The organism is Labrenzia sp. THAF187b (assembly GCF_009363375.1).
In the GTDB taxonomy this organism is placed as follows: domain Bacteria; phylum Pseudomonadota; class Alphaproteobacteria; order Rhizobiales; family Stappiaceae; genus Roseibium; species Roseibium algicola.
In genome coordinates this window covers 511424-536863 of record NZ_CP045344.1, presented here as the reverse complement: position 1 = coordinate 536863, position 25440 = coordinate 511424, and the positions used below count along the sequence as shown (strand labels likewise).

The window sequence follows — 25440 nt, the reverse complement described above, 5'->3', positions numbered from 1 at the left end:
TTGGCCATGCAAAAAACAATAATAAGGAGAATGAAACTCATGATGAAACTATTTATGCGCCGACACCTGACGGCTCGTCCGGCTTCCGCTTATGACCGCACCGACCCGATGTCCCATCCGGCAATCGTGCGCATGTCCCAGCGTGAACTGGCCGACCTTCCGCTCAACCGGCGCTAAGGCTGAAGACCGGCTGAAAGGCCGGTCCCCAAACCTTCCGATCGACCCTCCGCAAGGACAGGCCGGTTGGACAAGACTTCCAAACCAGAAAACGGCGCCTGGGCGGCAAGCCCGGCGCCGTTTCTGTCTTTGGGAGGCAATCCCGCATTTTACTGCGTTCTCTGTCTTGCCAGGCGAACAGGTCGACCGGCTTCCTGTCCGGTTCGGATCAAACGGCGACCGGTTGCCTGTCGGCATATTGCGCGACGCCATGACCGAACGACCAGTTCTCAAGCCTTGTCTCGACCAGGTTGATGAAAATGTCTTCGGAACGGATGCCGACTTCGCGGGCCAGGCCCTTGGCGATCCGGGCGAACAGCGCTTTCTTCTGGTCGACGCTGCGCGTATCGCTGACGATTAGCTGGATGATGATCAGATCGTCCGACCGGTCGATATTCATGAAGTGGCGGCCGAACAGGAAATCTTCGCGTGGATGTTCGGTGATCATCATGAACTTGTCGTCCTGCGGCACGCCGAAGGTCTCGCGCATTGCCTGATAGATCTCGTCCAGGATTGCTGATTTCTGCGCAGCGGTCCTGGAGCCTTTCAGCAGGGAAACATTGGTAAGCGGCATCTTGTCCTCCGTCATTCGGTGATGCTGCCAACCTTATTGCGGCATCAAAGATAACAAAAACAAATCTTTGATATTTCAAAAATCATAAATTAGAATGATTGCATGACCGATCTCGACATGGATCTCTTGCGCGCTTTTGTTCGCGTTGCCGAAACAGGCAGCTTTACCCGGGCAGGACAGATGACGGGGGCAAGCCAGTCTGCTGTCAGCGTCAAGATCAAGAAACTGGAAGACCGTCTCGGCAACACCTTGCTCAGCCGATCGCCCCGCTCCGTCCGGTTGACGAGCTTCGGTGCTCGTTTTTTAAGTGACGCCCGGAGTCTGATCGACCTGCATGACAGGGTAACTGCCCGCGTTTCAGGTCCTTCCGTTCAAAAGCGGCTTCGGTGCGGTATCAGCGATCACGCTGCGGGAGGCCGTCTCCCGGAGATTATCGCCTCCCTCAGCAAGGCCTTGCCGGAACATCGTCTCCATGTTGCGGTCGGTTATTCGGATACGCTGTACAACGACTTCAAGGCTGGTCTGTTCAGCGCGATCATGGTGCGCTCCGAGGACGTCGAGGGCACGGGCCATGTGGCGTTCGAGGAAAATCTCGTCTGGACAGCCGCCAGGGATTTCACCTGGGAAACCGGTACCCCGTTCCCGTTGGTGGCGCTTTCGGAAACCTGCGCCCTCCGGCGCCTGGCAACTGGCACGCTCAAGGATGTGGGGATCGCTTTTGAAGACGCCTTCACCGGCACCGGTGTCGGCGCCATACAGGGGGCGGTCAGCGCAGGGCTCGGCATTGCCTGTCTCGACCGGCGAAATATTCCGGAGGGATGCCGCGAGGTCGGGGAATTCTATCGGCTGCCCGAATTGCCGAAAACAAGGATGACGCTCTTCTGCCGTGAAGACCCGACAATTGTTTCGGCTATCCTTCAGGTCTTCCGGGATGCGGCGTAAGCGCTCTTCCGGGGCGTGTTGATCAGCTCAGAAACGAGCTGATCAGGCCTTCTTCACGAACTCCGTCAGGATGACGATCCGCTGATCGTTCACGCGGCCTTCGATCTGGGAGGCATTGTCCGCAACAAGGGAGATGTTGCGCACGGCGGTGCCGCGCTTGGCAGTGAAGTTGGCGCCCTTGACCTTGAGATCCTTGATCAATGTCACCGTGTCGCCAGCGGCAAGAACAGCGCCGTGCGTATCCTTGTGGACCACGCCGTCGTCACTTTCGCCCGCGCTGCCGCCAAGGCCGGCCTTGGCCCATGCAAGCGTTTCGTCGTCCAGATACAGCATGTCCAGAAGATCACGCGCCCAGCTCTCGTCCCGCATTCTTGAAAGCATGCGGTAGGCGACAACCTGAACCGGGGGAACCTGGCTCCAGGCGGCTTCGTTGAGGCAGAGCCAATGCTTCGGGTCGATATCGGCGGCACCTGAAATCTGGTCGGCACATGTGGCGCAAGCCAGAACCGCCATATCCGCCGTGCCATCCGTATCGGGGCCGACATCCAGCGGCCGCAGCGCTTCGGTAGCGCCGCAGAACTCGCAAACGTTGCCGGCGCGGTCGGAAAGGGTCTGTTCAATACTCATGGCAAGGCCTTGCTGGGACTGGCGCGGCGCGCCAATCGGTTTCTCACTCGTCCATCTTCAGGGCCTGGATAAAGGCTTCCTGCGGGATCTCGACCTTGCCGAACTGACGCATCTTCTTCTTGCCGGCCTTCTGCTTCTCAAGCAGCTTGCGCTTACGGGTGGCGTCGCCGCCGTAACACTTGGCAGTCACGTCCTTGCGCAGGGCGGAGATGGTCTCGCGGGCGATCACGCGGCCACCGATGGCTGCCTGGATCGGAATCTTGAACATGTGTCGCGGGATCAGCTCTTTCAGCTTTTCGCACATGGCGCGGCCACGGCGTTCCGCCTGGCTGCGGTGCACGAGCACGGAAAGCGCATCCACCGGCTCTTCGTTGACCAGGATCGACATCCTGACCAGATCGCCGGCCCGGTAGTCCGAAATCTGATAGTCGAACGACGCGTAGCCCTTGGAGATCGACTTCAGGCGATCGTAGAAGTCGAACACGACTTCGTTGAGCGGCAGGTCGTAGGTCACCATCGCACGGGAGCCGACATAGGACAGGTCGATCTGAAGACCGCGCCGTTCCTGGCACAGTTTCAGGATGCCGCCCAGATACTCGTCCGGCGTCATGATGGTTGCGCGGATCCATGGCTCGCGGATTTCGGAAATCTTCACCACATCCGGCATGTCGGCCGGGTTGTGAAGTTCGACTTCCGCACCGTCCGTCAGGGACATCTGGTAGACCACCGACGGCGCGGTCGCGATCAGGTCGAGGTCGAATTCGCGGTAGAGCCGTTCCTGGATGATTTCCAGGTGCAGCAGACCGAGGAAGCCGCAGCGGAAGCCGAAGCCGAGAGCTGCGGATGTTTCCATCTCGAACGAGAACGAGGCATCGTTGAGGCGCAGCTTGCCCATGGCAGCGCGCAGATCCTCGAAGTCGTTCGCGTCGACCGGGAAGAGACCGCAGAACACGACCGGCTGAGCCGGCTTGAAGCCCGGAAGGGCTTCCGTGCAGGGTTTCTTTTCCAGTGTGATGGTATCACCGACACGGGTATCGGCCACTTCCTTGATGGACCCGGTGATGACGCCGATCTCGCCGGCCTTCAGCTCGTCCACTTGCAGGAATTTCGGGGTCATGACGCCGACGCGGTCGACATCATAAGCAGCGCCCGTACCCATCATCTTGATCTTCTGGCCCCGCTTCAGGGAGCCGTCGATGATACGGACGAGCACCATCACGCCGAGATAGGTGTCGTACCAGCTGTCGACCAGCATCGCCTTCAGCGTCGCTTCCGGGTCACCTTCCGGAGGCGGCAGCTTGGAAACGATCGCTTCCAGCACGTCATCGACACCAAGACCGGTCTTGGCGGAGATCATGCAGGCTTCGGACGCATCGATGCCGATCACGTCCTCGATCTGTTCCTTGATGCGGTCCGGTTCGGCCGCAGGCAGGTCGATCTTGTTAAGGACGGTGACGATCTCATGATCGTTGTCGATGGCCTGATAGACGTTGGCGAGCGTCTGGGCTTCCACACCCTGAGAGGCGTCGACCACCAGCAGCGAGCCTTCACAGGCTGCCAGCGAGCGGGACACTTCGTACGCAAAGTCCACGTGGCCCGGCGTGTCGATCAGGTTCAGCGTATATTGTTCGCCGTCCTTGGCATTGTAGATCAGTCGCACTGTTTGCGCCTTGATCGTGATGCCGCGCTCGCGTTCGATGTCCATCGAATCGAGCACCTGCTCGGTCATTTCGCGGTCGGTCAGCGTGCCGGTCATCTGGATCAGGCGGTCGGCCAGCGTCGACTTGCCGTGATCGATATGCGCCACGATGGAAAAGTTGCGGATGTTGGAAAGCTTCTTCGTCGTCATGGCCGCCCCTTTACCATTGCAATTCGATTTCGCCTAGTAGATTGAAGCCTTCGGGCGTTGAATTCCGGTGCTTTTTTGCACCCTCGGGCGAATGCCGGGTTTCACCGCTCCGGCAGGGATATGGCGCCTCCGGCAAATGACGTAGCCCGCAGGTGACATTTGTCGTGGCAAATCAACCTCAAAGTGTGATCTAGATTGCATCGGCACTGATGTGTCGAGCAGCCTGACAAGAGAGCATGATGTTGATCCGTAATGCAGAACCGAAGGATGTCCCGTCGATCCTGGCGCTTTATAATCAGGCTGTGCGCGAGACGACGGCTGCCTGGACAAATCGTGAGGAAACGCTGGACGACAGGCTGACCTGGTACGAAGGCCGGGTGAAGCAGGGTCTGCCGGTTCTGGTGGCCGTGGACGATGCGGATACCGTTCTCGGGTTCGCCAGCTTCGGGCCGTTCCGGCCTCGCGAAGGGTATCGTCTGACGGCGGAACATTCCGTCTATGTCGACCCGGCGGCACAGCGGCGCGGCATTGGGAAGGCGCTTCTGGAGCGGTTGGTCGACATTGCCGCCGACATGAAATTACATGTGCTGGTCGGCGTCATCGACGGGGACAATGCTGCCTCCATCGCCCTTCACGAGAAGCTTGGTTTTCATGTTGCGGGCCGTCTGCCGGAAGCCGGTACCAAGTTCGGCCGCTGGCTGGATCTGGTCTTCGTTGCCAGGGTTCTGGGGCCGATGCAGCCGCCGAACACCTAGGCGTCATCTCGCCGGTCTCAATTGGCCGTCAGCACCGACCGGCAGTCATTCGGCAGGGCTGCCAGAGCCATGGGCCGTTTCTTGACCACCTTCGGAGGCTCTCCGGGCTTGGGAGGGTTTTTGGGAACCCAGGGTTCGTCGGACAGCCAATAGGCAAGGTCCGCGCCACAGCCATCGCCCGGCGGCGGCGGGTTCTGGTTCTTGCAGCCGGCACTGCCTGCAGGGCAGGAAAGGCGTACATGGAAGTGATAGTGATGCCCCCACCAGGGCCGCACCTTGCGCAACCAGGCGCGGTTGCCGCCCTTCTCGAAATCGCACAGAGCCTTCTTGATCGTCGGGCTGACGAAGATGCGAGCAACGCGCTGGTCGGATGCGGCGCGCCGGATCAGCCGAGCATGGTCATCTGACCATTTCCTGGGGTCGACACGCCGGTCTGCACCCTTGACGTCCATCGGACCGATCAACATCGAAATAGCGGAGATGTCTTCGCGTTCCTGGGCGGTCAGGCGCCGGTTCGGCATTTCGGTCAGCCAGATATCGGCATCGAGGCCAATCTGGTGGCTGGCATGGCCGGATGTCATCGGCCCGCCGCGCGGCTGCGCAATGTCGCCGACAAGCAGACCGTTCCAGCCGACCTTGGGGGCATCGCTCGCCAGATCCTTGAGATAGTCGATCAGGACAGGGTGGCCCCAATTGCGATTGCGCGACAGGCGCATTGCCTGCCAGGTGGGCCCATCCGTCGGCAGTTCCGCTCCACCTGCAAGGCAGCCCTTGGCATAGGACCCGATCGAGCGGGCTTTCAGTTGAGCGGGGCCGGTGGCGGCGCCGAAATAGTCTCGTGCCGGCTGGTCCCCATAAAGCACCAGCTTGGGCTTGTTCGCGACATAGCCTTCCGGAACATCGCGTTTCTTTACCGGGACAGGCACACCGGCCACCAGTTCGACGGTCGGCGAATAGTCCTCGGAGACGGGATCGGCCGGTTTGGCTGTCGGCACTGGCGCGGCTGACGCAACGAGGCAGGAAACCTGCACCGCGGCTGCAAATGCCAAGAAGCCGGACACCGAAGGTGCCCAGCGGTTTCGCTTGCCTGTTTTCCCCGTTCTCACGTCGAAACCTCGTGCGCCAGTCTGGGTGTTCCGCCGTCGTTGCTCCCGCCGCGACGGCCACCTCACTCGTCAGGCAGCATGCACCAAATCGGGTGTTTCCGCATCCGATTCGCGATTATCCACATGCGCCGCGATCATGTCGGCGAACGCGTCGAGGAAAACCGTGTTGTCGCGGATCACCCTGTCTGCAGCACCATTCAGTGTGATGATGTTGCCGGGACGGGCATTGTCGATGTCTTCGGCTTCCGGTGGAAGATCGGCGTCGAGCCTGTGATAGGTCACGTTCGGCAGTTCTGCAAAGAGCTGCCGTGCCTGATCGGATGTTGTCTGGCTTTGCGCATCGGCCAGGATCGACATCAGCGGTGCGCCCTTGGAGGGCTGCAGCCAGCCGAGGGCACCCCAGCCAACGGCGTCCTTGTAAAGGAACGATCGTTCCGGTGCCCGGCCCGTGCCGAGCGACAGGATGACGATCTCGTCGTCGCCCCAGCCAAGATTGCGGGCTTCCAGATACGCTGCCACTGTCGGGTCCTTCATGAAGACCGTTCCATCGATCAGGGCTTCCTCGCGCCGGCGGCTGAGATTTTCAACGCGTGCCGGTTCGAAATACGAGGGGGTGGCGGTGGTCGCACGCACAGCCTGCCAGAAGTAATAGTCGTCCGGCCGGCCGCTGCTGGCTTCAAGGCCGTTTGTCAGGAACACGGGTTTGCGCTGTTCCAGATCGTAGGCGGTCAGGACAAGGTGGGTCAGGCCGCTGGCCATGGAGGTCCAGCCGAAGCGTTCCTTCAGCAGCTTTTCCAGCGGCCGCGGATCGTAGGTTTCATCGAACAGGCCAAGCGAACTGGTGACGGTTCTGGCCAGTCGTGCCGAGATTGATGATTTGAAGATTTCCCGCGCGTCGCGTTCGAAGAAGCTGCGCAGCTCATCAAGGGTCGCGGCAGGTGCGCCGGCGGTGCCGCCTGGGCGCGGGGCGGATAGGCCTGCAGCAATGAGGCCGCCGGTAGAAGAACCGGCCATCAGATCGAAAACCTGGTGCAGCGGCTCGCTAACGCCGCGCTGGCTCAATCGGCTTTCAAGTGTCTCAAGCAGCCGAAGCGGAATGAGGCCACGAATGCCGCCGCCGTCAATGGAAAGAATAAAACGTTTTTTCTGGGTCATGGGATTCCCCGGGATCGTCGCAATGGAAGGCGCTACATCTCTCCGAGAAGACGGGAGACGCTTTTTGCTTACCTTTAGAATGTTGTCATCAATTGCGACACTGCAATGGCAAAGCGAAAAACAGGCGGACGATTTTTCGAAATTGGCGAGCAAGAAGTTAAACCGACTTCGCTAATCTGCGAAGACCGACCGCAGTTTTCCTTTTCTTGCGACGGCAAGCAGCCTGCCCGGGTGCTGGATCACGAAACATTCACCAGGAAACTGGAAATGGTTTCAACCAGCAGGTCCGGGCATTCCCTGTGAGGCGTGTGCCCTCTTCCCTCCAGGATGACCTTTTGTCCGCCGGTGCTATTGGCGATGTGTTCCGGGTGGCGGGTTGATCCGTATTCGTCCAGTGCGCCGTGGATCGCAAGGGTGTTGCAGCGGACACCGGCAAGCGCATCGTCAAGGGACCAATGGGCGAAGGCGGGCGAAAGCCATGATTCCGTCCAGGCATCCAGCACCCAGCGCGCCTTGTCTCCGTGATAGAGCGCAAGCCTGTCGAAGGCGCCGGGATCGGCAAACGCGGTGCGGGCTTCGCGGACACCTTCCAGGGTGCGGTCCTCGATAAGCGCCTGAGCGGCAATCGTGACCAGGGCCGTGACCTTGTCGGGATGCTGTGCGGCCGTATGCACCGCCATGCCGCCACCGACGCTGTGCCCACAGGCAACAAATCGCGTGAGGTCCAGCTGCTCGCACAGCGCGGGCACAACCGTTCTGCCTTCATCCGCGATGAAGCTTGCAGGCAGGATGTCTTCGCGCACCGACGACTGGCCGAAGCCGGGCCTGTCATAAGCAATCACGACCCGTCCGCTGGCAACGGCAAGGCGTTCGGGAAAATCACGCCAGAGGGCGATACAGCCAAGCGAGTCGTGAAACAGGAGCACCGGCACCTTGCCGGGCAAACGATCTTCAGGTGTCCAGCAGCGAACGTGAACTGTGGAGTTGCCGACCGTGACGGCGCGCGTTTCGACATGGACGGTGCCGGACATGAGAGTGGTCAAAGAAGAAAACCTTTCCATTCGCATTGAAGGGCTGTGCCGGGAAACGGCGGAACGGTCTGTCAGGATTCGCATGGGGGATGCGGTTTCCTGCCGAGGCTTATCGCAGGCCACATACCTGCAACAAGCCTCTCTTTTCGAACTAATCTGTCTTGGCTCTTTATCCCGCGCGGTCTTTCGGACTAGGATCGTGCCGATTTTCCAACCTTCACAGGAAGTTCCATGAATATCGATCTGCTTCGCCGACTTTGCGAAACGCCGGGTGTACCGGGTCACGAACACCGGGTCCGCGACCTGATTCAGGCGGAAATCAAGGGCTTGTTCGACGAGGTCACCGTCGACCCGATGGGCTCGCTGCTTTGCCGCCGCGACAGCCGCAAGGCTTCCAAGAAGGGAACCCCGAAGAAGGTCATGCTTCTGTGTCACATGGATGAGATCGGCTTCCTGGTCTCACATGTCACGGACAAGGGCTTCGTTCACGTGCAGCCGGTTGGTGGCTTCGATGCCCGCAACCTGTTCTCCCGCCGCGTGCTGGTGTCTACCGATGAAGGCGACTTCAAGGGGGTGATGAACCCGGGTGGCAAGCCGATCCACATCTCTTCTCCGGAAGAGCGCAAGAAGGTGCCGGAGCCCAAGGAATTCGTCATCGACATGGGCCTTGGCGAAAAGACCAAGGAGATCGTCAAGGTCGGCGACATGGTGACCATGGACGAGCCACTGATCGAGATCGGCGACAAGGTCGTCTCCAAGGCGCTCGACAACCGGATCGCCTGCTGGCTCGGCATCGAGGCGATCAGGGGTCTGGGCAAGGCCAAGCATGATTGCGAAATTCATGTCGCCTTCACCTGCCAGGAAGAAGTCGGCCTGCGCGGCGCACGCACCGCGTCCTTTGCCATTGCGCCGGACATCGGGCTTGGCATCGATACCACGCTTGCCTGCGACACGCCGGGCGTTCCCGAGCAGGACCGCACCACGGTGCAGGGCGAAGGCTTCGGTCTGCACGTCAAGGATTCCAGCTTCATCGCGGACCGCGATCTGGTGAAGGAAATCGAAGCTATTGCGGTCAAGGAAAAGATCCCGTTCCAGCGCACCATGCTGGCGGCTGGTGGCCAGGACGGCGCGGCTGCCCAGCAGGCGGCTGCCGGTGCCAAGGCAATCGGCATCGTCGTCGGCACCCGCTACATCCACACGGTCACTGAAATGATCGACAAGGGTGACCTTCAGGCGGCTCTGGACGTCATCGTCGCCTATCTGAAAAAGGCGTAAGGCATGGAAAAGGGGAGCTTCGGCTCCCCTTTTTAAGTCAGGTGTCAGATCTGGCTCTTTCCCACCTGCGTCATTGCCGGACTTTATCCGGCAGTCTGGTCCAGCCCACGTCCCAACCGGAGCGTACGCGGAAGGGCTGCCTGCTCAGGCCACCAGGCCGAGGAGGTTCGAAACCTGGTCGCCGGTGCCTGCATAAAGCTCGCTGACGGCAGCGCTCTGGTAGCTGAAGGAGCCGTTGTCGAAGTTGCCTTCGATGGAAGAGGCGTTTGCGGAGCGGACGGACAGCCCGGTTTCGCTGTCGTAGGACACCCGCTCGAAGGATACGAATTGCGCGGAAACGGTTTCACCACCGATCTCGGCTTCAATGGTGGTCGTTGAAATCGTCGCGCTTTCATAGGCGACATTCGCCGAAGCGCCGCTTTCCTCTTCACCAAGAGCCACCTTCAGTTTGCCGGCGGTCTTCTGATAGTCCTCAACGGTCGCCAGCGCGCCGTCCTTTTCCTTGTCGTCGTCCTTGCCTTTGCCTTTTTCGACCGCATCCTGAAGGGCAGCGATCACGACCGCGTCTTCCTCGGCCTGTTTGCTGGCTGCTTCCAGAGCATTGACGGCGGGGGACTTATCGTGGCCATTTCGCTGGCCGATCTCGTGGCCGTAGGCGTTGCCCTTGGGATCGTTCTTCTGGCCTTCAGCGCCGCCATTCGAAAAGGAAGCCGTAAAAAGGCTCGCGCTTTGCGTAGTGGTTTCGATGGAAATCTGCATGGCTTCGGATCCCGGCTCGTCCGGCCCTTTCTGGTCCGGCACAGTTGCAGAAATCATCCTGCAAAACCGTTAACAGGCTATTAACCAATGCAAGGCCGTCTTCAGATCGGCATTGCCGGGCCAAATGCCTTTTCCAGAAACCGCCCGCCCAGCACCATGCCGCGCTCGTCAATCGAATGGCCGAGGCCGGCCAGCAGGTGCAGGCTTGAGGAAACTCCAACATCGTCAAGCGCCTTTTGTGCTGCCTGGGCATGATAGCTGGCAACGACATCGTCTTCCTCGCCATGGACGATCAGCACCGGGCTCTGCGTGTTGACCGGACCCAGCTGGCTGGCTCCCGGCAGCAGTCCGGAAAAACCGATCAGGGCCGCTGGCGGAGACGGGCGGCGCAGGCCGCATTGAAAGGTCATCATGGCTCCCTGGCTGAAGCCGACCAGTGCCAACGCGCTGCCGTCCAGCGAATGGCGGGCCAGTTCGTCGTCCAGAAACCGGTCGAGCACCGGTTGGGCGGCCTGCGCGCCGAGGCGGTATTCATTGGGATCGCGCTCTTCGAGCGCAAACCATTGCCGTCCGCCGAGCGCTTCGAAGGGAAGGTGTTCAGGAGCGTTCGGCGCAACAAAAGCGGCATCGGGAAGCTGTCCCTGCCAGGCGCGCCCGAGATCTATCAGGTCAAGACCATTCGCGCCGTAGCCATGCAGGATCACAACCAGCTGACGGGCGGGTTTGCCGGAGGCCGGTGCAAGACGTGGCCCGTCGAGAAGGGGAGGAAAGGTGCCTGTCACTTTTGGGGGAACCTGATTATTCAGCTGGTGTCTTCCGGTCGGCCGCCTCGGAAGGTGACGGCAGTCTTTCCTGAAGACGCATGAAGGGAAGGGCGATCAGCATGGCGGCGAGGATCAGCACGCCTGCCAGGGCAAACGGCGCACCGGGAAAGGTAATCGCCGCCTCAGGACCCGAAAACGTGGCAAAGACCTGGGTCATCACCAGCGGGCTCACCACCATGGAAAGGCCGGCGGCACTGGCAATCAGGCCCTGCAATTCGCCTTGCGCATTGTCCGGGACACGGACCGACATCAGACCGGTGAAGGCAGGCGTAGCCATGGCACCAAGTGCCGCGAACGAGATCAGCAGATAGGCCATCCAGCCGGTATCGGCGACGGCGAGACCGGCAAAGGCCACGAGATTGGCGGCCAGCCCGATGAAGAGTGTCCGGCCGGGCCCGAGCTTCGGTTCCAGGACACGGATCAGGTATCCCTGAACGAAGGCAAATCCGACACCGACGGCCGCAAGTGACAGGCCGATGTCTCCGGGGCTCCAGGCGAAGACTTCCTCCGCATAGTAGCTCCAGACGGACGGGTAGACGTAATGGGCGATGTCGAACAGGAAGATGGCCAGAAGCAGCGTGCGCACCGCCGGATAGGCGGCGATCTGCTTGAAGGCCCCGAATGGATTGGCCCGTTTCCAGTCAAAATCTCTTCTGTTTTCGTCCTTCAGCGTTTCCGGCAGCATGAAATAGCCGAAGAGGAAATTGACGAAGGAAAGGCCTGCGGCGGCATAAAAGGGCGCACGCGGTCCGTATTCGCCAAGGTAACCGCCGATCATTGGCCCGAGTACGAAGCCGACGCCAAATCCGGCCCCGACAAGGCCGAAGTTCTTGGCCCTGTCTTCCTTGGACGACACGTCGGCAATGAAGGCTGATGCGGCCGAGAAGGTGGCTCCGGCAACACCCGACAGGGTTCTGCCGATGAACAGCACGGCCAGATGCCAGGAGAAGGCCATGATCAGGTAGTCGACGGCCATAGCGAACATGGACACCAGCAGCACCGGACGGCGGCCAAAGCGGTCGGACAGATTGCCGAGCGTCGGACCGAAGGCGAATTGCATCAAGGCGTAGACGACGCTCAGTGCACCGCCCCAGCGGGCGGCTTCGCTCACAGGCAGCGAGGTGAGTTCGGTCAGAAGCGAGGGCATCACCGGCATCATCAGGCCGATGCCCATGGAATTGAGAACCAGCGTGACCAGGATGAACCCCAGCGCGCTGCGTTTGGAGATACCGGACCGCAACTCTTTTCCCGCCAATCCCGTAAGCTGAAGGAGGGTGACCTTATCCGATTACTCGGCGGCCACCAGCGCCGGCTGTTCCCAGTTGCCTTTTTCGATATCGGCAATCTGCTTGTCGATCTGGGCAACCACGAACCGGGAGAACGGCCCCAGGTGCACATAGAGCGCAAGCATCATCATGACCGGCTTGATCGCCCTGAAATTGGTGAAGGTGGTCTTGATCAGGGTTTTCCAGAAGGGCCCGCGATAGGTGGTTTCCTTGAAGGTCATCGCCAGGATAAGACGGCCGAACAGCTTGATGTCATGGAAGAACCCGGCGCCGAAGATCGAGCCGTTTGCGCCGCTCATGTCGAGCATGGAAGCCACTTTCTGAACGCGGCCGAAGTAGGCTTCCGGACCATAGACCCGGTCGATGACCTGCTTGAAGTCTTCCAGGATCTGCGCGCGCGGGCGCACTGTGGTGAAGTTGAGCCCGGCGGTGCACTGATCGCCATGTTCCGTATCCGGATCATCGGTGGCGAAATCCGCATGCAGACGGCCTTCCTTGGCGAGCCGGCGCGTCAGCTGGGTGTTCGGCAGGGCATAGAGCAACCCGGTCATCGCGACAGGGATTGCGGCTTCCTCGATCAGTGCCGAGATCTCGTCCGCCACCTTGTCGCTTTCCTCGTCGAAGCCGACAATGAAGCCGGCCAGCACGAAGATTCCGGCATCGTAGATCTTGTGCACGCTCTTGGCGATATCGCGGCGTGTGTTCTGTTTCTTGCGTGTCGCCACCAGGACTTCGGGGTCGGGGCTTTCGATGCCGATGAAGACCGAGAAATATCCGGCCTGCTGCATCATCTTCAACAAGGCTTCGTCGTCCGCCAGGTTGAGGGAAGCCTCGGTCGACATTTCGAACGGGTAGCTACGTTCCTTCTGCCATTTCGCCAGTTCGGGGAGGAAGCCCTTCACGGCCTTCTTGTTGCCGATGAGGTTGTCATCGACGAAGTCGACGTGACCCCGGTAGCCAAGTTCGTACAGCCGGTCGAGTTCGGCCAGCATCTGGTCGTTGGTCTTGGTGCGCGGCACGCGGCCATACAGCTCGATGATGTCGCAGAATTCGCAAGTAAACGGACAGCCGCGTGAATATTGAACGCCGATCTGGACATAATCGTCGAATCTCAGAAGGTCAAAGCGCGGTACGGGACTGGAGGAAACGTCTGCCTTGAATTTCTCGGCCGAGAAACGGCCGTTGCGGACCCCTTCCTTCCAGGCGTCGACGAAGGTGGTGAGAATGCCTTCGGCTTCACCAAGGACCAGGAAGTCGGCCGCTTCATAAACTTCCGGAGAAGAGGTTGCGTCCGGACCGCCGACCACGACGGGAACGTTCTTTTCCTGTGAACGGCGGATGACGGCGAGGCAATCGGCCTGCTGGGGCAGCATGCCACCGGTCATCACCATGTCGGCCCAGGCGAGATCGTCGTTCGTCAGGGCGCCGGTGTTGCGGTCGATCAGGCGGACATTCCAGTTCTCCGGCAGCATTGCCGCAACTGTGATCAGGCCGAGAGGAGGAGCGGGATATTTTGCGCCGACCATTTCGCAGGTCGCACCATAGTTCCAGAATGACCCGGCATTGAAGCGCGGATACACCAGCAGAACATTGCATTCCGACATTAACGGTCCCTCCAAACGGACACTCGTTCCCAACGGCGACACCGTAACAACTTTACGCCCCGGCACAACCGCTTTGAATGTCCTCGCACGAATTCACTTGCCGTCCGCGCGGACAGACTGTCACGACTGGCTGGCGCCTGGCTTACGGATGTGAAAAACGAGCCCATGCACATCCTTGCCGAGTTCCTTGCGCAGAATATCCCGTTTCTCCCGTGCATAGAGAAGGCCCGCGGCCTCCGCGCAGCGCTTTAGATATTCGGGCCGGTGGGCGTAGCGCCCCGTAGCATCCACGCGGTAATCCGGTCCGTCCGACGTATCGAGATGCTCGACGCTCGCGACGAGCATTCCACCCGGGGCAAGGGCTCCTGCAAGCGCCTGCATGAAAGGCTGCAGATCGCCGAGATAACACAGCGTGTCGACACAGACTGCCAGATCGAATTGGGCCGGCAGGTCGGAGGACAGAAATCCAACGAGCTCACCCTCGACCAGGAAGTCGTAGACCTTCAGCGCAGCGGCCTTGCGCAGCATGCCCGATGACAGGTCGATGCCGGTGAGCCGGGCACAGTGGTTGCGGATCAGTGGTCCACAAAGGCCGGTCCCGCAACCAAGGTCGACCACATGGGCAAACGGCAAGTCGCCCTCCCTGGCCAGCTCCGCGACTTCCTCGGCGACAAGCTTCGGCGCCTGGTAGCCGAGCCCGTTCAGGACGTCGTCAAAGCTTTCCGAGAAGCTGTCGAAATGATCCCGAACATAGTCCGCAGGTGCAAGCGACAGGTCTTCTCCGCGGATCGCGGCAAACTGATAGCGGATGACCGGGTCGTCCGGGTAGGTTGCGACAAGCATCTCCATATGCCGGGTGGCGACTTCGTTCCGTCCAAGCGCGCACAGTACGCGCGGATGCCAGCCCTTGTCGCTCCAGACGTCTGGCGGGAACTGCAGACACCGTTCGAAAGCGTCTGCCGCTTCCTCTCTTTTGCCGGCAAGCATCAGCGATATGCCGAAGTTGTGCCAGCCGCTGTGATTGTCTGGGTCGAGGCGCACGACTTCTCGCAGCATGGGCAGAAGCTCGTCGTTATTGGCGGCTTCCTGCAGCATCATCGAAATGTTCTTCCAGGCTTCCTCGTGACGCACTTCGATTTCTACTGCGCGCAAATAGGCCTTCAACGCTTCGTCCTTGTCGCCCGAAAGCTTCAGGATGTTGCCGAGGTTGTTCCAGGCGGAGAAATTGCGCGGGTTCCTTTCCAGGGATGCATGGATAAGCGCGACCGCATTGTCGGCCTTGCCGGCATCGAAATGCAGCAGCCCCAGGAAATGCAGGCCGTCCGCGTGGTCGGGATCTTCTGAAAGCACGTCCTTGTAGGCGCTGAGGGCGGCTTCCAGATTGCCGCTGCGATGGGCGGAGATGCCCTGTTGTAATCTCTCGTCAATTTGCATCTGAAAAATTCCAATAAAAAAGGGCGGTCGAACCGCCCTTGTACCCGGTAATGACCTGTAAGTGACCTTACAGGACTTTCAGGTCTTCAGCCACCATTTGACCGCGGCGCCACTCCAGGTCGAAAGCCACAAGCTGGCCTTCCTTCAGAGTGTCAATACCGGACCGGCGCAGGGCCGAGATGTCGACAAGGATGTCCTCGCCGTCCTGCGGTTCGATCGTGCCGATACCTCGGCGCTGATCAAACCATTTCACGTTTCCATGTAGCATGGAGTCTTCTTTCCAATTCTTGGCATCTTGGCATACGACGGCTTCCATAGCTGCCTTTTTCAACGCCTTGATGACAGTGTTGATGATAATACTAAAGTACTTTTCAGACCCTGCTCGGAACTGGACATCGACGTGCGCAGTCTTTTTGCGGCTGCCTCACTTCAAGAAGCCGTTCCATTTGGCGGAGGTCTGGTTGCCCGGTAAAAACACCCGGGCTTTTCCATAGTGTCTATTAGTATGGTAATGAAATTGTTAATTTCAAGACCTGCTCACCAATCGAGCTTCCCAAGTATAACATATTTGAGGATATCGACGACTTGTTCGGACGTCTCGGCGACCGCAAGAGCAGCTGCGTCAACTTCCTTGAGCGGGTGGGTCAGCGACGGGTCGTGAACGACAATCAGTGACTTTCCGAGCGCAGCGGCATAGCCGGCATCGAAGGCTGCGTTCCATTGCTTGTATTTATCGCCGAAGCGGACCACGACGATGTCGGCTTTTTCCAGCAGCGTCCGCGTGCGGATCGCGTTCACCTTCGCGCCCTTGTGGTCGTACCAGAACTTGTTGTCCTCACCACCCAGGATGGTCGCGCCGCAATCGTCGCTGGCATCGTGATCCGTCACGGGAGAGGAAAATTCCACCGGCAGCTTGAGTGCGGATGTACCTTCCATGATCCTGTCACGCCAGTCGGTATGGATTTCGCCGGATAAGTAGACGCGCCAGGTGGTCATAAGGTTCTCCCATGCAAGCTTTTGAATTATGTGGCGAAAATCCCCGCCTTGTTGTGACTGGAAACTGGGGGCTGAACCAGGCAACGTCAACCCCTGCGTTCATTTGCCCCTTGGTGGAAAGGGCCGGGAGACTCGACAAGCCTGCGCAAAAACTGAAGGGTAAACCGCCGCAAAACTGAGATTGCGGTCCGTAATTTTAAGGAGCTCATTCATGTCTGCACTTTTGCTCGGAGACGAGGCACCGGATTTCGAAGCCGACAGCACGGATGGTCCGATCCGTTTTCATGAGGCGATCGAAGGGTCCTGGGCGGTTCTGTTTTCCCACCCCAAGGATTTCACGCCGGTCTGCACCACCGAACTGGGAATGACCGCCAAGCTCAAGGACAAGTTCGCAGCCCGTGGCGTCAAGGTTTTCGGCGTTTCGGTCGATCCCATCGAGGATCATCATGCTTGGGTTGGTGACATCGCCGATACGCAAGGCGTTGCCCTGAACTTCCCGCTGATTGCCGATCCGGATCGGAAGGTGGCCACCGCATACGGCATGATCCATCCCAATGCCAACGACACGCTGACCGTGCGGTCGCTGTTCGTTATCGGCCCGGACAAGAAGATCAAGCTCAAGATCGAATACCCGGCCTCCACGGGCAGAAACTTCGATGAAGTCATCCGCGTGATCGACAGTCTGCAGCTCACCTCCGCGCACAAGGTCGCCACCCCGGCCAACTGGGTGTCCGGTGAGGATGTCATCATCGTCCCGGCAGTGAGCGATGAAGAGGCGAAGGAGAAATTCCCTGAAGGCTGGAAGACCCTGAAGCCTTATCTGCGCGTCGTGCCGCAGCCCAAATAACGGCTGAACAGAACGGATGAAACGGCTGGCGGCGCATGAAAAAAGGCGCCGCCGTCTCAAGGTCTGGTCAGGGCAGGGACCTGCGACGGGATCACACCGTCTCCAGCAAGGCCTTCAGGGCAACACGGTAGTCCGGATAGCGGAACGTAAACCCAAGCTCGTCCTTGAGGCGCTGGTTGGAAACCCGCTTGTTCTCGCCGTAGAAGGACCTGGCCATCGGTGTGAGATCCGCGGTTTCGAACGGGATCTCGGGCGGGGCTTCGACGCCGAGCAGCTCCGCGGCAAAGGCAACCACATCCTGTGGCGGGGCCGGTTCATCGTCCGTGACGTTGAAAACCCGCGTCGACGGCTTTGCCATGGCAGCCTTCAATGCGCCCGCAATATCTGCAACGTGAATGCGGTTGAAGACCTGACCCGGCTTCACCAGCCGCCGCGCCGTGCCCTTCCTGAAATTCTCGAATGCATTCCGGCCCGGGCCATATATGCCCGAAAGGCGGAAAATCTGCACCGGCAGGTCATTCTGTTCGGCAAATGCCAACCAGGCCTCTTCCGCCGCGACACGCTGGACGGAGCGTTTGGAAACGGGGTTGAGCGGAGTTTCCTCATCGACCCAGGCACCGTCGTGATTGCCGTAGACACCGACTGTGGAGAGGTATCCTATCCAGCGCGGTTTCGCGCCGGCAATCTCATTGGCATATTGGTTCAGCACCGGATCGCCGGCTTCATTCGGAGCAATCGAGACCAGTATATGTGTCGCTTGCTTCAGCGCTTCGGCAATGTTGTCGCCTTGGGAATTGCCGTCGAAGAGAAACGGTTCGACACCCAGTGTCCGGAGCGCCTCCATCTTGTCCGAAGAACGCGTTGTGCCGCCGATCCAGTCGAACTGGTCACGCACTTCTTCCACGAACGCCTTGGAGGAAAACCCGGTGCCAAAGATGAACAGACGCATAGGTTCTAAAGCTCCAGATGCTTGCGGCGGATTTCATAAAGCGCAACGCCCGTGGCAACGGCCAGGTTCAGGCTATCGGCCTGTCCGACCTGCGGAATGCGGATCAAGGTACGGCAGGCGGCTGCCATGTCGTCTTCCAGGCCCTTCTGCTCGTTGCCCATGACCAGCAGCACCGGCTCGGCATAGTCGGGCGTGCGATAGTCGACCGATCCCTTCAGGTGGGTGGCTGCGACGGTGCCGGGCCATTTTTCGGCCAGTGACTTGAATTCGTCCTTGCCGAGTTTGGCCAGCGGCACATGAAACAGCGAGCCCATGGTGGCGCGCACCGCTTCAACCGCGAAGGGATCGGTGCAATCCCCGACCAGCATCACACCTGCACCACCGACCGCATCGACCGTGCGGATGATCGTGCCAAGGTTGCCCGGATCGCGCACCCGGTCGAGAGCGACCCAGAGCGTGGTACCGGCGGGATCAATGTCGCGGGCTCCCAGAAGCTTCTGCTCGTAAACACCGACAACCATCTGCGGATTGTCCTTGCGCGTCATCGCGGACATGACGGCGGTCGAAGCTTCCAGGATCAGGGCGCCGCGCGCCTTCGCGGCTGCAGCAGCCTTCTGCGCGACAGGATTGTCCCGCGCTTCCGGCCCGAGCGCGAGATAGCGCACGCCCCAGCCGGCTTCCAGGGCATCGGTGGCCAGCTTCAGGCCTTCGGCCACGAACAGGCCCGACTGGCTGCGGTGCTTGCGCTGCGCGACGAGCCCCTTGATCTCCTTAACGATCGGGTTGGAATGGCTGGTGATCTGTTTCACCGCCCCCTGGCGTTTTTCGATCATCTGCTGCTCCAGCGCGAAAAGAGCGACGTGGACAGCGCGCGCTTGCCGTCCTCCTCGCGGATGACCAGTTCGCCGGATTCCAGCAGGCCGCCTTCGGTGTCCAGGGTTTCGGCCATGAGTTCGTGAATGGACACGAAACTGGAGCGGATCGCATAGGCGGTCAGGATCATGAACAATGCGTCCTTGTCCAGAAGCTGCTTCAGGTCCGCAAGCATGCCGGGCAGGCTGGTGTAGATGTCCCAGACCTCGCCCTTCGGGCCACGGCCATATTTCGGTGGGTCGAGAATGATGCCGTCATAGGTGTTTCCGCGCCGCACTTCGCGGGCAACAAATTTCGAAGCGTCCTCGCAGATCCATCGGATCGGCAGATCTTCGAGACCTGACATCTCCTGGTTCTCGCGGGCATAACCGATCGCCTTCTTGGACGCGTCCACATGGGTTACCTGTGCACCTTCCGTCGCCGGGAGCAACGAGGCAAGGCCGGTGTAGCCGAAAAGGTTGAGGATCTTCAGCGGCTTTTCCGGCGCGCGCTCGCGCTCGGCGCGGATCTTACCGTTGACCCAGTCCCAATGGGCGGCCTGTTCGGGGAAGACACCGACGTGGCGGAACGACATGAAGCGACCGTTGTAGCGAACAGGGCCGTATGACATCGGCCAGGTTTCCGGCACGCTTCCGGAAAACTTCCAGCGGCCCGGGCCTTCTTCCTCCGTGTCGCCGGAAAAGACGGCATCGGCACGGTTCCAGACACTCTCCTTCTGCCGCCGAGCCCCCATGGCCTGCGGTTCCGGACGCACGATGGTGAACCGGCCATAACGCTCCAGCTTCTCGCCCTGGCCCATGTCCAGAAGCCGATAGTCCTTCCAGCCCTTGGTTTCCAGGATCACCGGCCAGCTCTGGTGTGCAGGCTTGCCGGACGGGGCATAGGTGGAGGCACTGGTCTGATCCGCCACGGGTCTCACTCGTTTTCTGTCAGGTTTGAAGTTGTTCCGCCATAGAACATCCTGCCTTCATTTGAAAGTAGATTAGACGTTCCTGTGTGGTCGAAAAGGTTTGCCGGCCGGCTTTTGAACCCGTCCGGTCCGTAGGTTTCGTGACCGCCCACAACAGCACCGCAAAGGCAATTTCCCGCTGCGGTCGGCGATCCTGTCGAGCGCAAAAGAAAAGGGCGGGGAGCCGAAGCTCACCCGCCCTCTTCGGTCAGATGTGTGCGATCAGGCTGCGGCAACCTCGGAGAGGAACTGCTCGACTTCACGCTTCAGTTCGTGGGTCTTCTGGGTCAGTTCTCCGGAAGCCGACAGCACCATGTCCGCAGACGAGGAGGTCTGGTCAACGGCCTGAGATAGCTGCGACATGGAAGAGGACACGGCACCGGTTCCTTCCGCCGCGCGCTGCACGTTCTGCGAAATTTCCGCGGTGGCAGCGCCCTGCTGTTCGACAGCCGATGCGATGGCCGTGGTGTAGGTGTTCACCTCGGTCATGGTTTCCGCGATCTCGCCAATGGCAACGACGGATTCCTTGGTCGCGTTCTGGATCTCGGTGATCTGGCTGGAGATCTCCTCCGTTGCCTTGGAGGTCTGGGTGGCCAGCTCCTTCACCTCGGCAGCAACAACCGCGAAACCTCTTCCGGCTTCACCGGCGCGTGCCGCTTCGATGGTGGCGTTGAGGGCCAGAAGGTTGGTCTGTTCGGCAATCGCCTGGATGAGGGTCACCACTTCGCCGATCTTTGTGGCGGCTTCCGCCAGTCCTTCGACCTTCTGGTTGGTGATCCGTGTTCCGGTGGTGGCCCGGTCGACGATTTCCGTCGTCTGGGCAACCTGGCGGGAGATCTCGCCGATCGAAGCCGCCAGTTCTTCGGCGGCGCTTGCCACGGTCTGAACGTTGTTGGTGGTCTCGTTGGACGATGCCTGGGTTTCGCTGGCGTAGCCGGCGCTGTCCCGGGCGATTTCCGTCAGGGCCTGTGCGGTGTTGTCGAGGCCGCCCGCGGTGGTTTCCACGGAGCCGAGCGCTTCTTCCGCCTTGGTGCGGAAAGAATGGATCAGACTGTCGATACGGGCCTGGCGTTCCTGGCGGGAGGCTTCCTCGCGGGCATTCTGCTCCTGCAGCTGAGCGCGTTCCACAGCGTTGTCGCGGAACACCTGCACCGTGCGGCTCATGTCGCCGATCTCGTCGCCGCGATCGATGCCCGGGATCACAACTTCATTGTTGCCGTTTGCCAGGCGGTCCATGACGCCGGTGATCGTGCGGATCGGACGCGTGATGGCCAGGTTGAGAATGAAGGCAAGACCGATGCCGCCCAGGATGGCGAGCAGGATCGTGACGGCAATCTGGACCTTTGCAGCCGTGGCGGCGGAATTGGCGGCCTGCGACTGTGCAGCGGAGATGGACGTGATGTCGGCGCTGACCTTGCGGGTCAGGTCGTCAAGTTCCACTCGTTTGGCGGCCAGATCAGCCTTGGTGACAAGCATCTCGCGGAAAGACTTGTCGAGCGTTGCAACGGATTCAGGGATCGCGTTGATCGCGTCTGCGGCGGAGGGAAGGATCATGGCGTATTTGACCATGTCCTTTTCCAGGCCCTGCAGATTGGCAATCTGTTCTTCCACAGCCGACTGGTCGCTGACACCAAAGGCGCCGAAGAGGTAGAGTGTTTCCGCGCGGGCAGCCAGCGCCATCTCATTCAGACTGGTCGCTTTTTCGGCAATGGAGCGCACCGTTGCAAGGCGGGTGGAGGCGGTCAGCGCGTCGGTCTTTGCCTTGGAAACGACCGGGTGGACTTGCCCGAGAATTTCCTCGGTAAAGCCGTTCATCCCGTCGATGGCATTGCCGACAGCCTGGCGTGCTTCATAGGCTTCGGAAAAGCCGAGATCCTTTGTGAGGTTCTCCAGAGCCGCGTTGAGCTTGTTCGCCTGCGAGGCCAGCTTGCTCACGGTCTTGCGGTCGATACCTTCGATCTGCTTGTACTTCATCTGCTTCGTGGAAGAGACGAGGTTGCGTGCGGTGTCGATGGCTGAGGTAAGATCTTCACCGTCAATATTGCCGCTGCCTTTCAGGTAGAGCATGTGAACCTTGACGACTTCGTCTTTCAGTTCGAACACGGTTCTCTGAAGCTGGTTGGCATCGTCCAGCTGGCTGTTCGCCGCGAAGGCTTCGGCGCTGATGCGTTTTTCTTCCGTCAGAACGGCGTCACTGATGTTGGTCGCCAGTGCTTCCAGATCATTGGTGCTTTTCTGAAGTGTCGCGATACGTTCGGCCTGCTGCACCGTCTGCTCGGCGACCTGATCGAAAGTGGTCGAGAAACTGGAGACCGCGTCCTTGGCCCCGGCGACCTGAGCTTCAGAGGCGGTGTCGCCCGCAATCTCGTTGGTCAGGAGGTCCAGTTCGCCTTGCAGCGTCGCCACACCTTCAAGCACGGAATTGCGGAGGTCTGCCGAAGGATTGTTGAGATAGTCTTCACGAAGCAGGGACGTTGCCTGGACCTGTCCGGCAACCTTGGCCGCCTGATCGGCAACGACGAACCGCGCGGACAGACCATGGATGGCCAGAAATCCCACGCCACCTACGACTGCCGTCAGCAGCAAGACTGCCAGAAAACCGCCGCCGACCTTGAAGCCAAATTTCAAGTCGGTCAGAACTTTCAATATTCGTTTCATTTTATCCCCGCACAGCCGGAACAACTGCATTGTCGTTCTGTCAGTATTGCGGAGCGCAATGAACATTAGGTAAATCACGCATTTTTAGCTTCAGGTAATATTTAGCTGAAGAATAAATGCGTCATTCTGAAAGTCTGGTTTAGGTACCGCAAATATATCGGCAAGCTAGACGAAGGGCAGGTTGTATAAATGATTTATACATGCTGACCGCCGTTGATGTGAATTTCTGCTCCACTGACATAGGAAGACTTCTCGGAGCACAAGTAATAGATCGTGTCGGCAACTTCATTCGGCAGGCCAAGGCGGCGGAGCGGAATGTCTTCGATCATCTTTTCGGTGCCAGGTGACAGGATGGATGTATCGATTTCGCCCGGTGCGATTGCATTGACGCGAATGCCGTGCGGACCGAAGTCGGCCGCCATCTCCCGCGTAAGCGATGCGAGGGCCGCCTTCGAGGTGGAATAGGCGGTACCGGCGAAGGGATGCACCTTCATGCCGGCGATCGATGTCACGTTGACGACCGAACCCTTGGCATTCTTCAGTTCCTTGAAAAGGCCCCGGCCGAGCAGGATGGGGGCAAAGAAGTTGACCTGAAAAACGGTGCGCCATTCGTGCATGGCCGTTGTCAGCGAATCCAGACGTTCCCCGTCGGGGCCCTTGGGGCTGATCCCCGCATTGTTGACCAGCGCATGAAGGCGCGAACCGTTGGGCTCCAGACGCTTGCGGATTTCCTGGGTGGCAAACCCGAGGTTTTCCGGATCGGACAGATCCACCTGGATATGATCCTCAGGCCCCATCGGCCATGGACACTTGTCCGAAAACGCCTGCCGGGAGCAGGTGATCACCCGCCAGCCTTCCGCGGAAAACCGCTTGACGGTGGCATGTCCGATGCCGCGGCTCGCGCCTGTCAGCACGAGTGTCGGACGCTCGTCGGGGATACCCTGGCCGGTCATGTTATTTCCCTGCTGGCGTGCAAAAGTCGTGGAAAAAGTTGACTCTTGCAGTCGAGTTTCGTTATTGCGCTGGAATTCGTCAATGCCAATATGTTCGCATATGAGGACGCGCGCCGGATCCTACAATGATCATTTGCTCCTGTAACGTACTGTCTGACAAGCAACTTCGCGAAGCCGCGGAAGAAATGCGTGCAGACCCGAATGGCAAGGTGCCAACGCCCGGAGCGGTGTTCCGTCATCTGGGGTGCAGGCCGCGTTGCGGAAGCTGTTTTCCGTCGGTCATTGACATCATTCACGAAAAAAGTTCTGAAGAGCAACCACAGTCGGAAGAGTCGCCTGCAGAATTGAAGCAGGCTTCAAACCGCTAGGACTTACCGGCCCCGGCCAGAGAAAAGGCTTGGTCCGGAACATGAATTTCGATCAACATCCGGGCACATGTCCAAGTGACAGAGCGCCCCGGGGGGATCTCGCAGGGAGAGGGTCATGAAGGGCGAAGCGCGCGTAATCGAGTATCTCAACAAGGCCCTGCGTCATGAATTGACGGCAGTGAACCAGTATTGGGTCCATGCCCGGCTGCTGGCCGACTGGGGCTTCGGCAAGTTGGCCGACAAGGAACTGGCGGAAGCTGAAGAAGAGCGTCAGCACGCACAGGATCTGATGGACCGGATCATCTTCCTGGAAGGTCTGCCTAATCTTCAAACCCTGGACCCGTTGCGGATCGGCCAGTCGGTCAAGGAATGCCTGGAAGGCGACCTTGCAGCGGAATACGTCGCGCGGGCCCTTTACCACGAAGCCCGCGAAGTCTGTCGCGAGCTCGGCGACTATGTTTCCATGGCGCTGTTTGAACAGCTTCTGAGCGACGAGGAAAGCCACATCGATTTCCTCGAAACGCAGCTCGAACTGATCGAACGGATCGGCATCGACAACTACTCCCTGCTGCAGGCCAAGTCTGCGGACACCGCCGAATAAGCACCAGGGTTCACAAACCTGATTTCTGTCTGCCATCAGAAGATTATTTAGGTGGCTCAGTTCTACCGCGCGTTTTGGCCGTACGCCCTGTTCGCCGACGATTGCACCGATGTGACCTCCTTCTCAGGCGCAGCCGTTGCCTGATCCGCTTTCATCAAGAAAATGTACCTTGCCACCGGCTGCGTCAGCGTCTTCCTCGTCGTGCGTGACAAGCAGGACGGGCAAGCCCTTTTGTCTGGCTGCGTCGAAGACCAATGCCCGGATGTCGGCTCGCCGGGCCTTGTCGAGACTTGAGAAAGGTTCGTCCAGCAGCAGCGCATGCGGCTCGGCAAGAAGCGTTCGCATAAGGGCGACACGGGTCTGCTGACCGCCGGACAGCGTCGCAGGGTCGCGGCTGCCGAAGCCGGAAAGCCCGACATCGGCGAGGGCCTGTTGAGCCATGTCCCGCCGGAGGAATCTTTTGCGGATTGCAGCGGGAATGGCGAACATCAGGTTCTGCAGCACGGACATATGCGGGAACAACAGCGGCGTCTGGAACATCAGGCCGATATGCCGCTCCTGTGCAGGCAGAGGTGTCAGATCCGTGCCATCAAGCATCACCTTGCCGCTCGCCTTGAAATCCGGCCGGAGGAAACCGGCAATGAAGTCGAGCAGGCTGGATTTGCCGCTGCCGCTTTCACCCATCACGGTGAGCACTGTTCCCGGTTCTATCCGGCAGTCGATCCCAAGCAGGGGCGCTCCGTCCAGGTGGAGGGTGACGTCCTGAAGAACGAGGCCCAATGGCTCGTTTGGGGTTTGCATTGCTTGCC

The 25440-nt window shown here is 59.8% G+C and carries 26 protein-coding genes; 7 read left to right on the top strand and 19 right to left on the bottom strand.

The features are described from left to right. Positions 1 to 39 precede the first annotated feature (39 nt). The gene (locus FIV03_RS31495; RefSeq protein ID WP_167579506.1) at positions 40 to 177 is read left to right on the top strand and encodes a hypothetical protein; all 138 of its coding nucleotides are present in this window, start codon (positions 40 to 42) and stop codon (positions 175 to 177) included. Between the two features lie 208 nt (positions 178 to 385). Here FIV03_RS31495 and FIV03_RS02480 read toward each other — a convergent pair whose 3' ends face one another. Beyond that, on the bottom strand, positions 386 to 790 hold the full coding sequence (locus tag FIV03_RS02480) for a tautomerase family protein (protein WP_152508556.1): 405 nt from the start codon (positions 788 to 790) through the stop codon (positions 386 to 388). Positions 791 to 892: 102 nt separating this feature from the next. Here FIV03_RS02480 and FIV03_RS02475 point away from each other — a divergent pair, with 102 nt between their 5' ends. Continuing rightward, positions 893 to 1732, top strand: a complete 840-nt coding sequence (locus FIV03_RS02475) for a LysR family transcriptional regulator (protein WP_152508555.1) — start codon at positions 893 to 895, stop codon at positions 1730 to 1732. Positions 1733 to 1774: 42 nt separating this feature from the next. On the opposite strand, the gene FIV03_RS31805 is transcribed toward FIV03_RS02475, so the two are convergent. Then, a complete protein-coding gene (locus FIV03_RS31805; protein WP_152508554.1) occupies positions 1775 to 2359 on the bottom strand; it encodes an alkylphosphonate utilization protein in 585 nt (194 codons plus the stop codon). A 43-nt stretch (positions 2360 to 2402) separates the two neighbouring features. Then, positions 2403 to 4208, bottom strand: coding sequence for a translation elongation factor 4 (lepA, locus tag FIV03_RS02465; RefSeq protein ID WP_152508553.1), 1806 nt, complete (start codon positions 4206 to 4208; stop codon positions 2403 to 2405). A 236-nt stretch (positions 4209 to 4444) separates the two neighbouring features. Between lepA and FIV03_RS02460 the strand changes: the two genes are divergently transcribed. Next, positions 4445 to 4963 (top strand): N-acetyltransferase family protein, encoded by a 519-nt coding sequence (locus FIV03_RS02460; protein ID WP_353622183.1) that lies wholly within the window; start codon positions 4445 to 4447, stop codon positions 4961 to 4963. A gap of 17 nt (positions 4964 to 4980) precedes the next feature. Here FIV03_RS02460 and mepA read toward each other — a convergent pair whose 3' ends face one another. From mepA to FIV03_RS02445, 3 genes are all read right to left on the bottom strand, one after another. After that, a complete protein-coding gene (gene mepA / locus FIV03_RS02455) occupies positions 4981 to 6024 on the bottom strand; it encodes a penicillin-insensitive murein endopeptidase (protein WP_286202252.1) in 1044 nt (347 codons plus the stop codon). 114 nt (positions 6025 to 6138) lie between these two features. After that, positions 6139 to 7224 (bottom strand): patatin-like phospholipase family protein, encoded by a 1086-nt coding sequence (locus FIV03_RS02450; protein ID WP_152508550.1) that lies wholly within the window; start codon positions 7222 to 7224, stop codon positions 6139 to 6141. A gap of 239 nt (positions 7225 to 7463) precedes the next feature. Beyond that, positions 7464 to 8267, bottom strand: coding sequence for an alpha/beta hydrolase (locus FIV03_RS02445; RefSeq protein ID WP_152508549.1), 804 nt, complete (start codon positions 8265 to 8267; stop codon positions 7464 to 7466). 219 nt (positions 8268 to 8486) lie between these two features. On the opposite strand from FIV03_RS02445, the gene FIV03_RS02440 reads away from it, so the two are divergent. After that, entirely contained in the window at positions 8487 to 9530 is a 1044-nt protein-coding gene (locus FIV03_RS02440; protein WP_152508548.1) for a M20/M25/M40 family metallo-hydrolase, read from the top strand. Between the two features lie 144 nt (positions 9531 to 9674). Here FIV03_RS02440 and FIV03_RS02435 read toward each other — a convergent pair whose 3' ends face one another. The 7 genes from FIV03_RS02435 to FIV03_RS02405 all read right to left on the bottom strand — a co-directional run bounded on the left by FIV03_RS02435 (position 9675) and on the right by FIV03_RS02405 (position 16433). Further along, positions 9675 to 10346 carry a hypothetical protein gene (locus FIV03_RS02435; RefSeq protein WP_152508547.1) on the bottom strand — a complete coding sequence of 224 codons (672 nt, stop codon included), beginning with the start codon at positions 10344 to 10346 and terminating at the stop codon, positions 9675 to 9677. Between the two features lie 44 nt (positions 10347 to 10390). After that, positions 10391 to 11071 carry a dienelactone hydrolase family protein gene (locus FIV03_RS02430; RefSeq protein ID WP_152508546.1) on the bottom strand — a complete coding sequence of 227 codons (681 nt, stop codon included), beginning with the start codon at positions 11069 to 11071 and terminating at the stop codon, positions 10391 to 10393. A gap of 16 nt (positions 11072 to 11087) precedes the next feature. Next, on the bottom strand, positions 11088 to 12353 hold the full coding sequence (locus FIV03_RS02425) for a TCR/Tet family MFS transporter (protein ID WP_152508545.1): 1266 nt from the start codon (positions 12351 to 12353) through the stop codon (positions 11088 to 11090). 48 nt (positions 12354 to 12401) lie between these two features. Continuing rightward, positions 12402 to 14003 carry a B12-binding domain-containing radical SAM protein gene (locus tag FIV03_RS02420; protein WP_152508544.1) on the bottom strand — a complete coding sequence of 534 codons (1602 nt, stop codon included), beginning with the start codon at positions 14001 to 14003 and terminating at the stop codon, positions 12402 to 12404. A gap of 120 nt (positions 14004 to 14123) precedes the next feature. Continuing rightward, on the bottom strand, positions 14124 to 15437 hold the full coding sequence (locus tag FIV03_RS02415; protein ID WP_152508543.1) for a tetratricopeptide repeat protein: 1314 nt from the start codon (positions 15435 to 15437) through the stop codon (positions 14124 to 14126). Positions 15438 to 15504: 67 nt separating this feature from the next. Further along, positions 15505 to 15705 (bottom strand): cold shock domain-containing protein, encoded by a 201-nt coding sequence (locus tag FIV03_RS02410; protein ID WP_031268890.1) that lies wholly within the window; start codon positions 15703 to 15705, stop codon positions 15505 to 15507. A gap of 269 nt (positions 15706 to 15974) precedes the next feature. Next, the gene (locus FIV03_RS02405; RefSeq protein WP_152508542.1) at positions 15975 to 16433 is read right to left on the bottom strand and encodes a YtoQ family protein; all 459 of its coding nucleotides are present in this window, start codon (positions 16431 to 16433) and stop codon (positions 15975 to 15977) included. Between the two features lie 211 nt (positions 16434 to 16644). On the opposite strand from FIV03_RS02405, the gene FIV03_RS02400 reads away from it, so the two are divergent. Continuing rightward, positions 16645 to 17280 carry a peroxiredoxin gene (locus tag FIV03_RS02400; RefSeq protein ID WP_022999703.1) on the top strand — a complete coding sequence of 212 codons (636 nt, stop codon included), beginning with the start codon at positions 16645 to 16647 and terminating at the stop codon, positions 17278 to 17280. Between the two features lie 91 nt (positions 17281 to 17371). On the opposite strand, the gene FIV03_RS02395 is transcribed toward FIV03_RS02400, so the two are convergent. From FIV03_RS02395 to FIV03_RS02375, 5 genes are all read right to left on the bottom strand, one after another. Beyond that, entirely contained in the window at positions 17372 to 18229 is an 858-nt protein-coding gene (locus FIV03_RS02395) for an SDR family NAD(P)-dependent oxidoreductase (protein ID WP_152508541.1), read from the bottom strand. A gap of 5 nt (positions 18230 to 18234) precedes the next feature. Beyond that, positions 18235 to 19062: an RNA methyltransferase gene (locus FIV03_RS02390; protein WP_022999705.1), complete on the bottom strand. Its 828-nt coding sequence runs from the start codon at positions 19060 to 19062 to the stop codon at positions 18235 to 18237. Then, complete coding sequence (locus tag FIV03_RS02385; RefSeq protein WP_152508540.1) at positions 19059 to 20012, bottom strand: class I SAM-dependent methyltransferase; 954 nt, start codon at positions 20010 to 20012, stop codon at positions 19059 to 19061. Before FIV03_RS02385 ends, FIV03_RS02390 begins: the two co-directional genes overlap by 4 nt. A gap of 261 nt (positions 20013 to 20273) precedes the next feature. Then, positions 20274 to 22709, bottom strand: a complete 2436-nt coding sequence (locus tag FIV03_RS02380) for a methyl-accepting chemotaxis protein (RefSeq protein WP_209009833.1) — start codon at positions 22707 to 22709, stop codon at positions 20274 to 20276. 194 nt (positions 22710 to 22903) lie between these two features. Beyond that, positions 22904 to 23662 (bottom strand): SDR family oxidoreductase, encoded by a 759-nt coding sequence (locus FIV03_RS02375; RefSeq protein ID WP_022999708.1) that lies wholly within the window; start codon positions 23660 to 23662, stop codon positions 22904 to 22906. 125 nt (positions 23663 to 23787) lie between these two features. Between FIV03_RS02375 and FIV03_RS02370 the strand changes: the two genes are divergently transcribed. Further along, positions 23788 to 24030, top strand: a complete 243-nt coding sequence (locus FIV03_RS02370; protein WP_022999709.1) for a (2Fe-2S)-binding protein — start codon at positions 23788 to 23790, stop codon at positions 24028 to 24030. A 115-nt stretch (positions 24031 to 24145) separates the two neighbouring features. Continuing rightward, positions 24146 to 24631 (top strand): bacterioferritin, encoded by a 486-nt coding sequence (gene bfr, locus FIV03_RS02365; protein WP_022999710.1) that lies wholly within the window; start codon positions 24146 to 24148, stop codon positions 24629 to 24631. 123 nt (positions 24632 to 24754) lie between these two features. On the opposite strand, the gene FIV03_RS02360 is transcribed toward bfr, so the two are convergent. After that, entirely contained in the window at positions 24755 to 25432 is a 678-nt protein-coding gene (locus FIV03_RS02360; RefSeq protein ID WP_152508538.1) for an ATP-binding cassette domain-containing protein, read from the bottom strand. Positions 25433 to 25440 lie beyond the last annotated feature (8 nt).

Bases quoted from the DNA above. Each gene is read 5' to 3' on its own strand.
- lepA (WP_152508553.1), bottom strand. From the start codon at position 4,208: ATGACGACGAAGAAGCTTTCCAACATCCGCAACTTTTCCATCGTGGCG.
- FIV03_RS02480 (WP_152508556.1), bottom strand. From the start codon at position 790: ATGCCGCTTACCAATGTTTCCCTGCTGAAAGGCTCCAGGACCGCTGCG.
- FIV03_RS02440 (WP_152508548.1), top strand. From the start codon at position 8,487: ATGAATATCGATCTGCTTCGCCGACTTTGCGAAACGCCGGGTGTACCG.
- FIV03_RS02450 (WP_152508550.1), bottom strand. From the start codon at position 7,224: ATGACCCAGAAAAAACGTTTTATTCTTTCCATTGACGGCGGCGGCATT.
- FIV03_RS02460 (WP_353622183.1), top strand. From the start codon at position 4,445: ATGATGTTGATCCGTAATGCAGAACCGAAGGATGTCCCGTCGATCCTG.
- FIV03_RS31805 (WP_152508554.1), bottom strand. From the start codon at position 2,359: ATGAGTATTGAACAGACCCTTTCCGACCGCGCCGGCAACGTTTGCGAG.
- FIV03_RS02395 (WP_152508541.1), bottom strand. From the start codon at position 18,229: ATGCGTCTGTTCATCTTTGGCACCGGGTTTTCCTCCAAGGCGTTCGTG.
- FIV03_RS02415 (WP_152508543.1), bottom strand. From the start codon at position 15,437: ATGCAAATTGACGAGAGATTACAACAGGGCATCTCCGCCCATCGCAGC.
- bfr (WP_022999710.1), top strand. From the start codon at position 24,146: ATGAAGGGCGAAGCGCGCGTAATCGAGTATCTCAACAAGGCCCTGCGT.
- FIV03_RS02405 (WP_152508542.1), bottom strand. From the start codon at position 16,433: ATGACCACCTGGCGCGTCTACTTATCCGGCGAAATCCATACCGACTGG.
- FIV03_RS02420 (WP_152508544.1), bottom strand. From the start codon at position 14,003: ATGTCGGAATGCAATGTTCTGCTGGTGTATCCGCGCTTCAATGCCGGG.
- FIV03_RS02375 (WP_022999708.1), bottom strand. From the start codon at position 23,662: ATGACCGGCCAGGGTATCCCCGACGAGCGTCCGACACTCGTGCTGACA.
- FIV03_RS02400 (WP_022999703.1), top strand. From the start codon at position 16,645: ATGTCTGCACTTTTGCTCGGAGACGAGGCACCGGATTTCGAAGCCGAC.
- FIV03_RS02370 (WP_022999709.1), top strand. From the start codon at position 23,788: ATGATCATTTGCTCCTGTAACGTACTGTCTGACAAGCAACTTCGCGAA.
- FIV03_RS02410 (WP_031268890.1), bottom strand. From the start codon at position 15,705: ATGCTACATGGAAACGTGAAATGGTTTGATCAGCGCCGAGGTATCGGC.
- FIV03_RS31495 (WP_167579506.1), top strand. From the start codon at position 40: ATGATGAAACTATTTATGCGCCGACACCTGACGGCTCGTCCGGCTTCC.
- FIV03_RS02380 (WP_209009833.1), bottom strand. From the start codon at position 22,709: ATGAAACGAATATTGAAAGTTCTGACCGACTTGAAATTTGGCTTCAAG.
- FIV03_RS02435 (WP_152508547.1), bottom strand. From the start codon at position 10,346: ATGATTTCTGCAACTGTGCCGGACCAGAAAGGGCCGGACGAGCCGGGA.
- FIV03_RS02475 (WP_152508555.1), top strand. From the start codon at position 893: ATGACCGATCTCGACATGGATCTCTTGCGCGCTTTTGTTCGCGTTGCC.
- FIV03_RS02390 (WP_022999705.1), bottom strand. From the start codon at position 19,062: ATGATCGAAAAACGCCAGGGGGCGGTGAAACAGATCACCAGCCATTCC.
- FIV03_RS02360 (WP_152508538.1), bottom strand. From the start codon at position 25,432: ATGCAAACCCCAAACGAGCCATTGGGCCTCGTTCTTCAGGACGTCACC.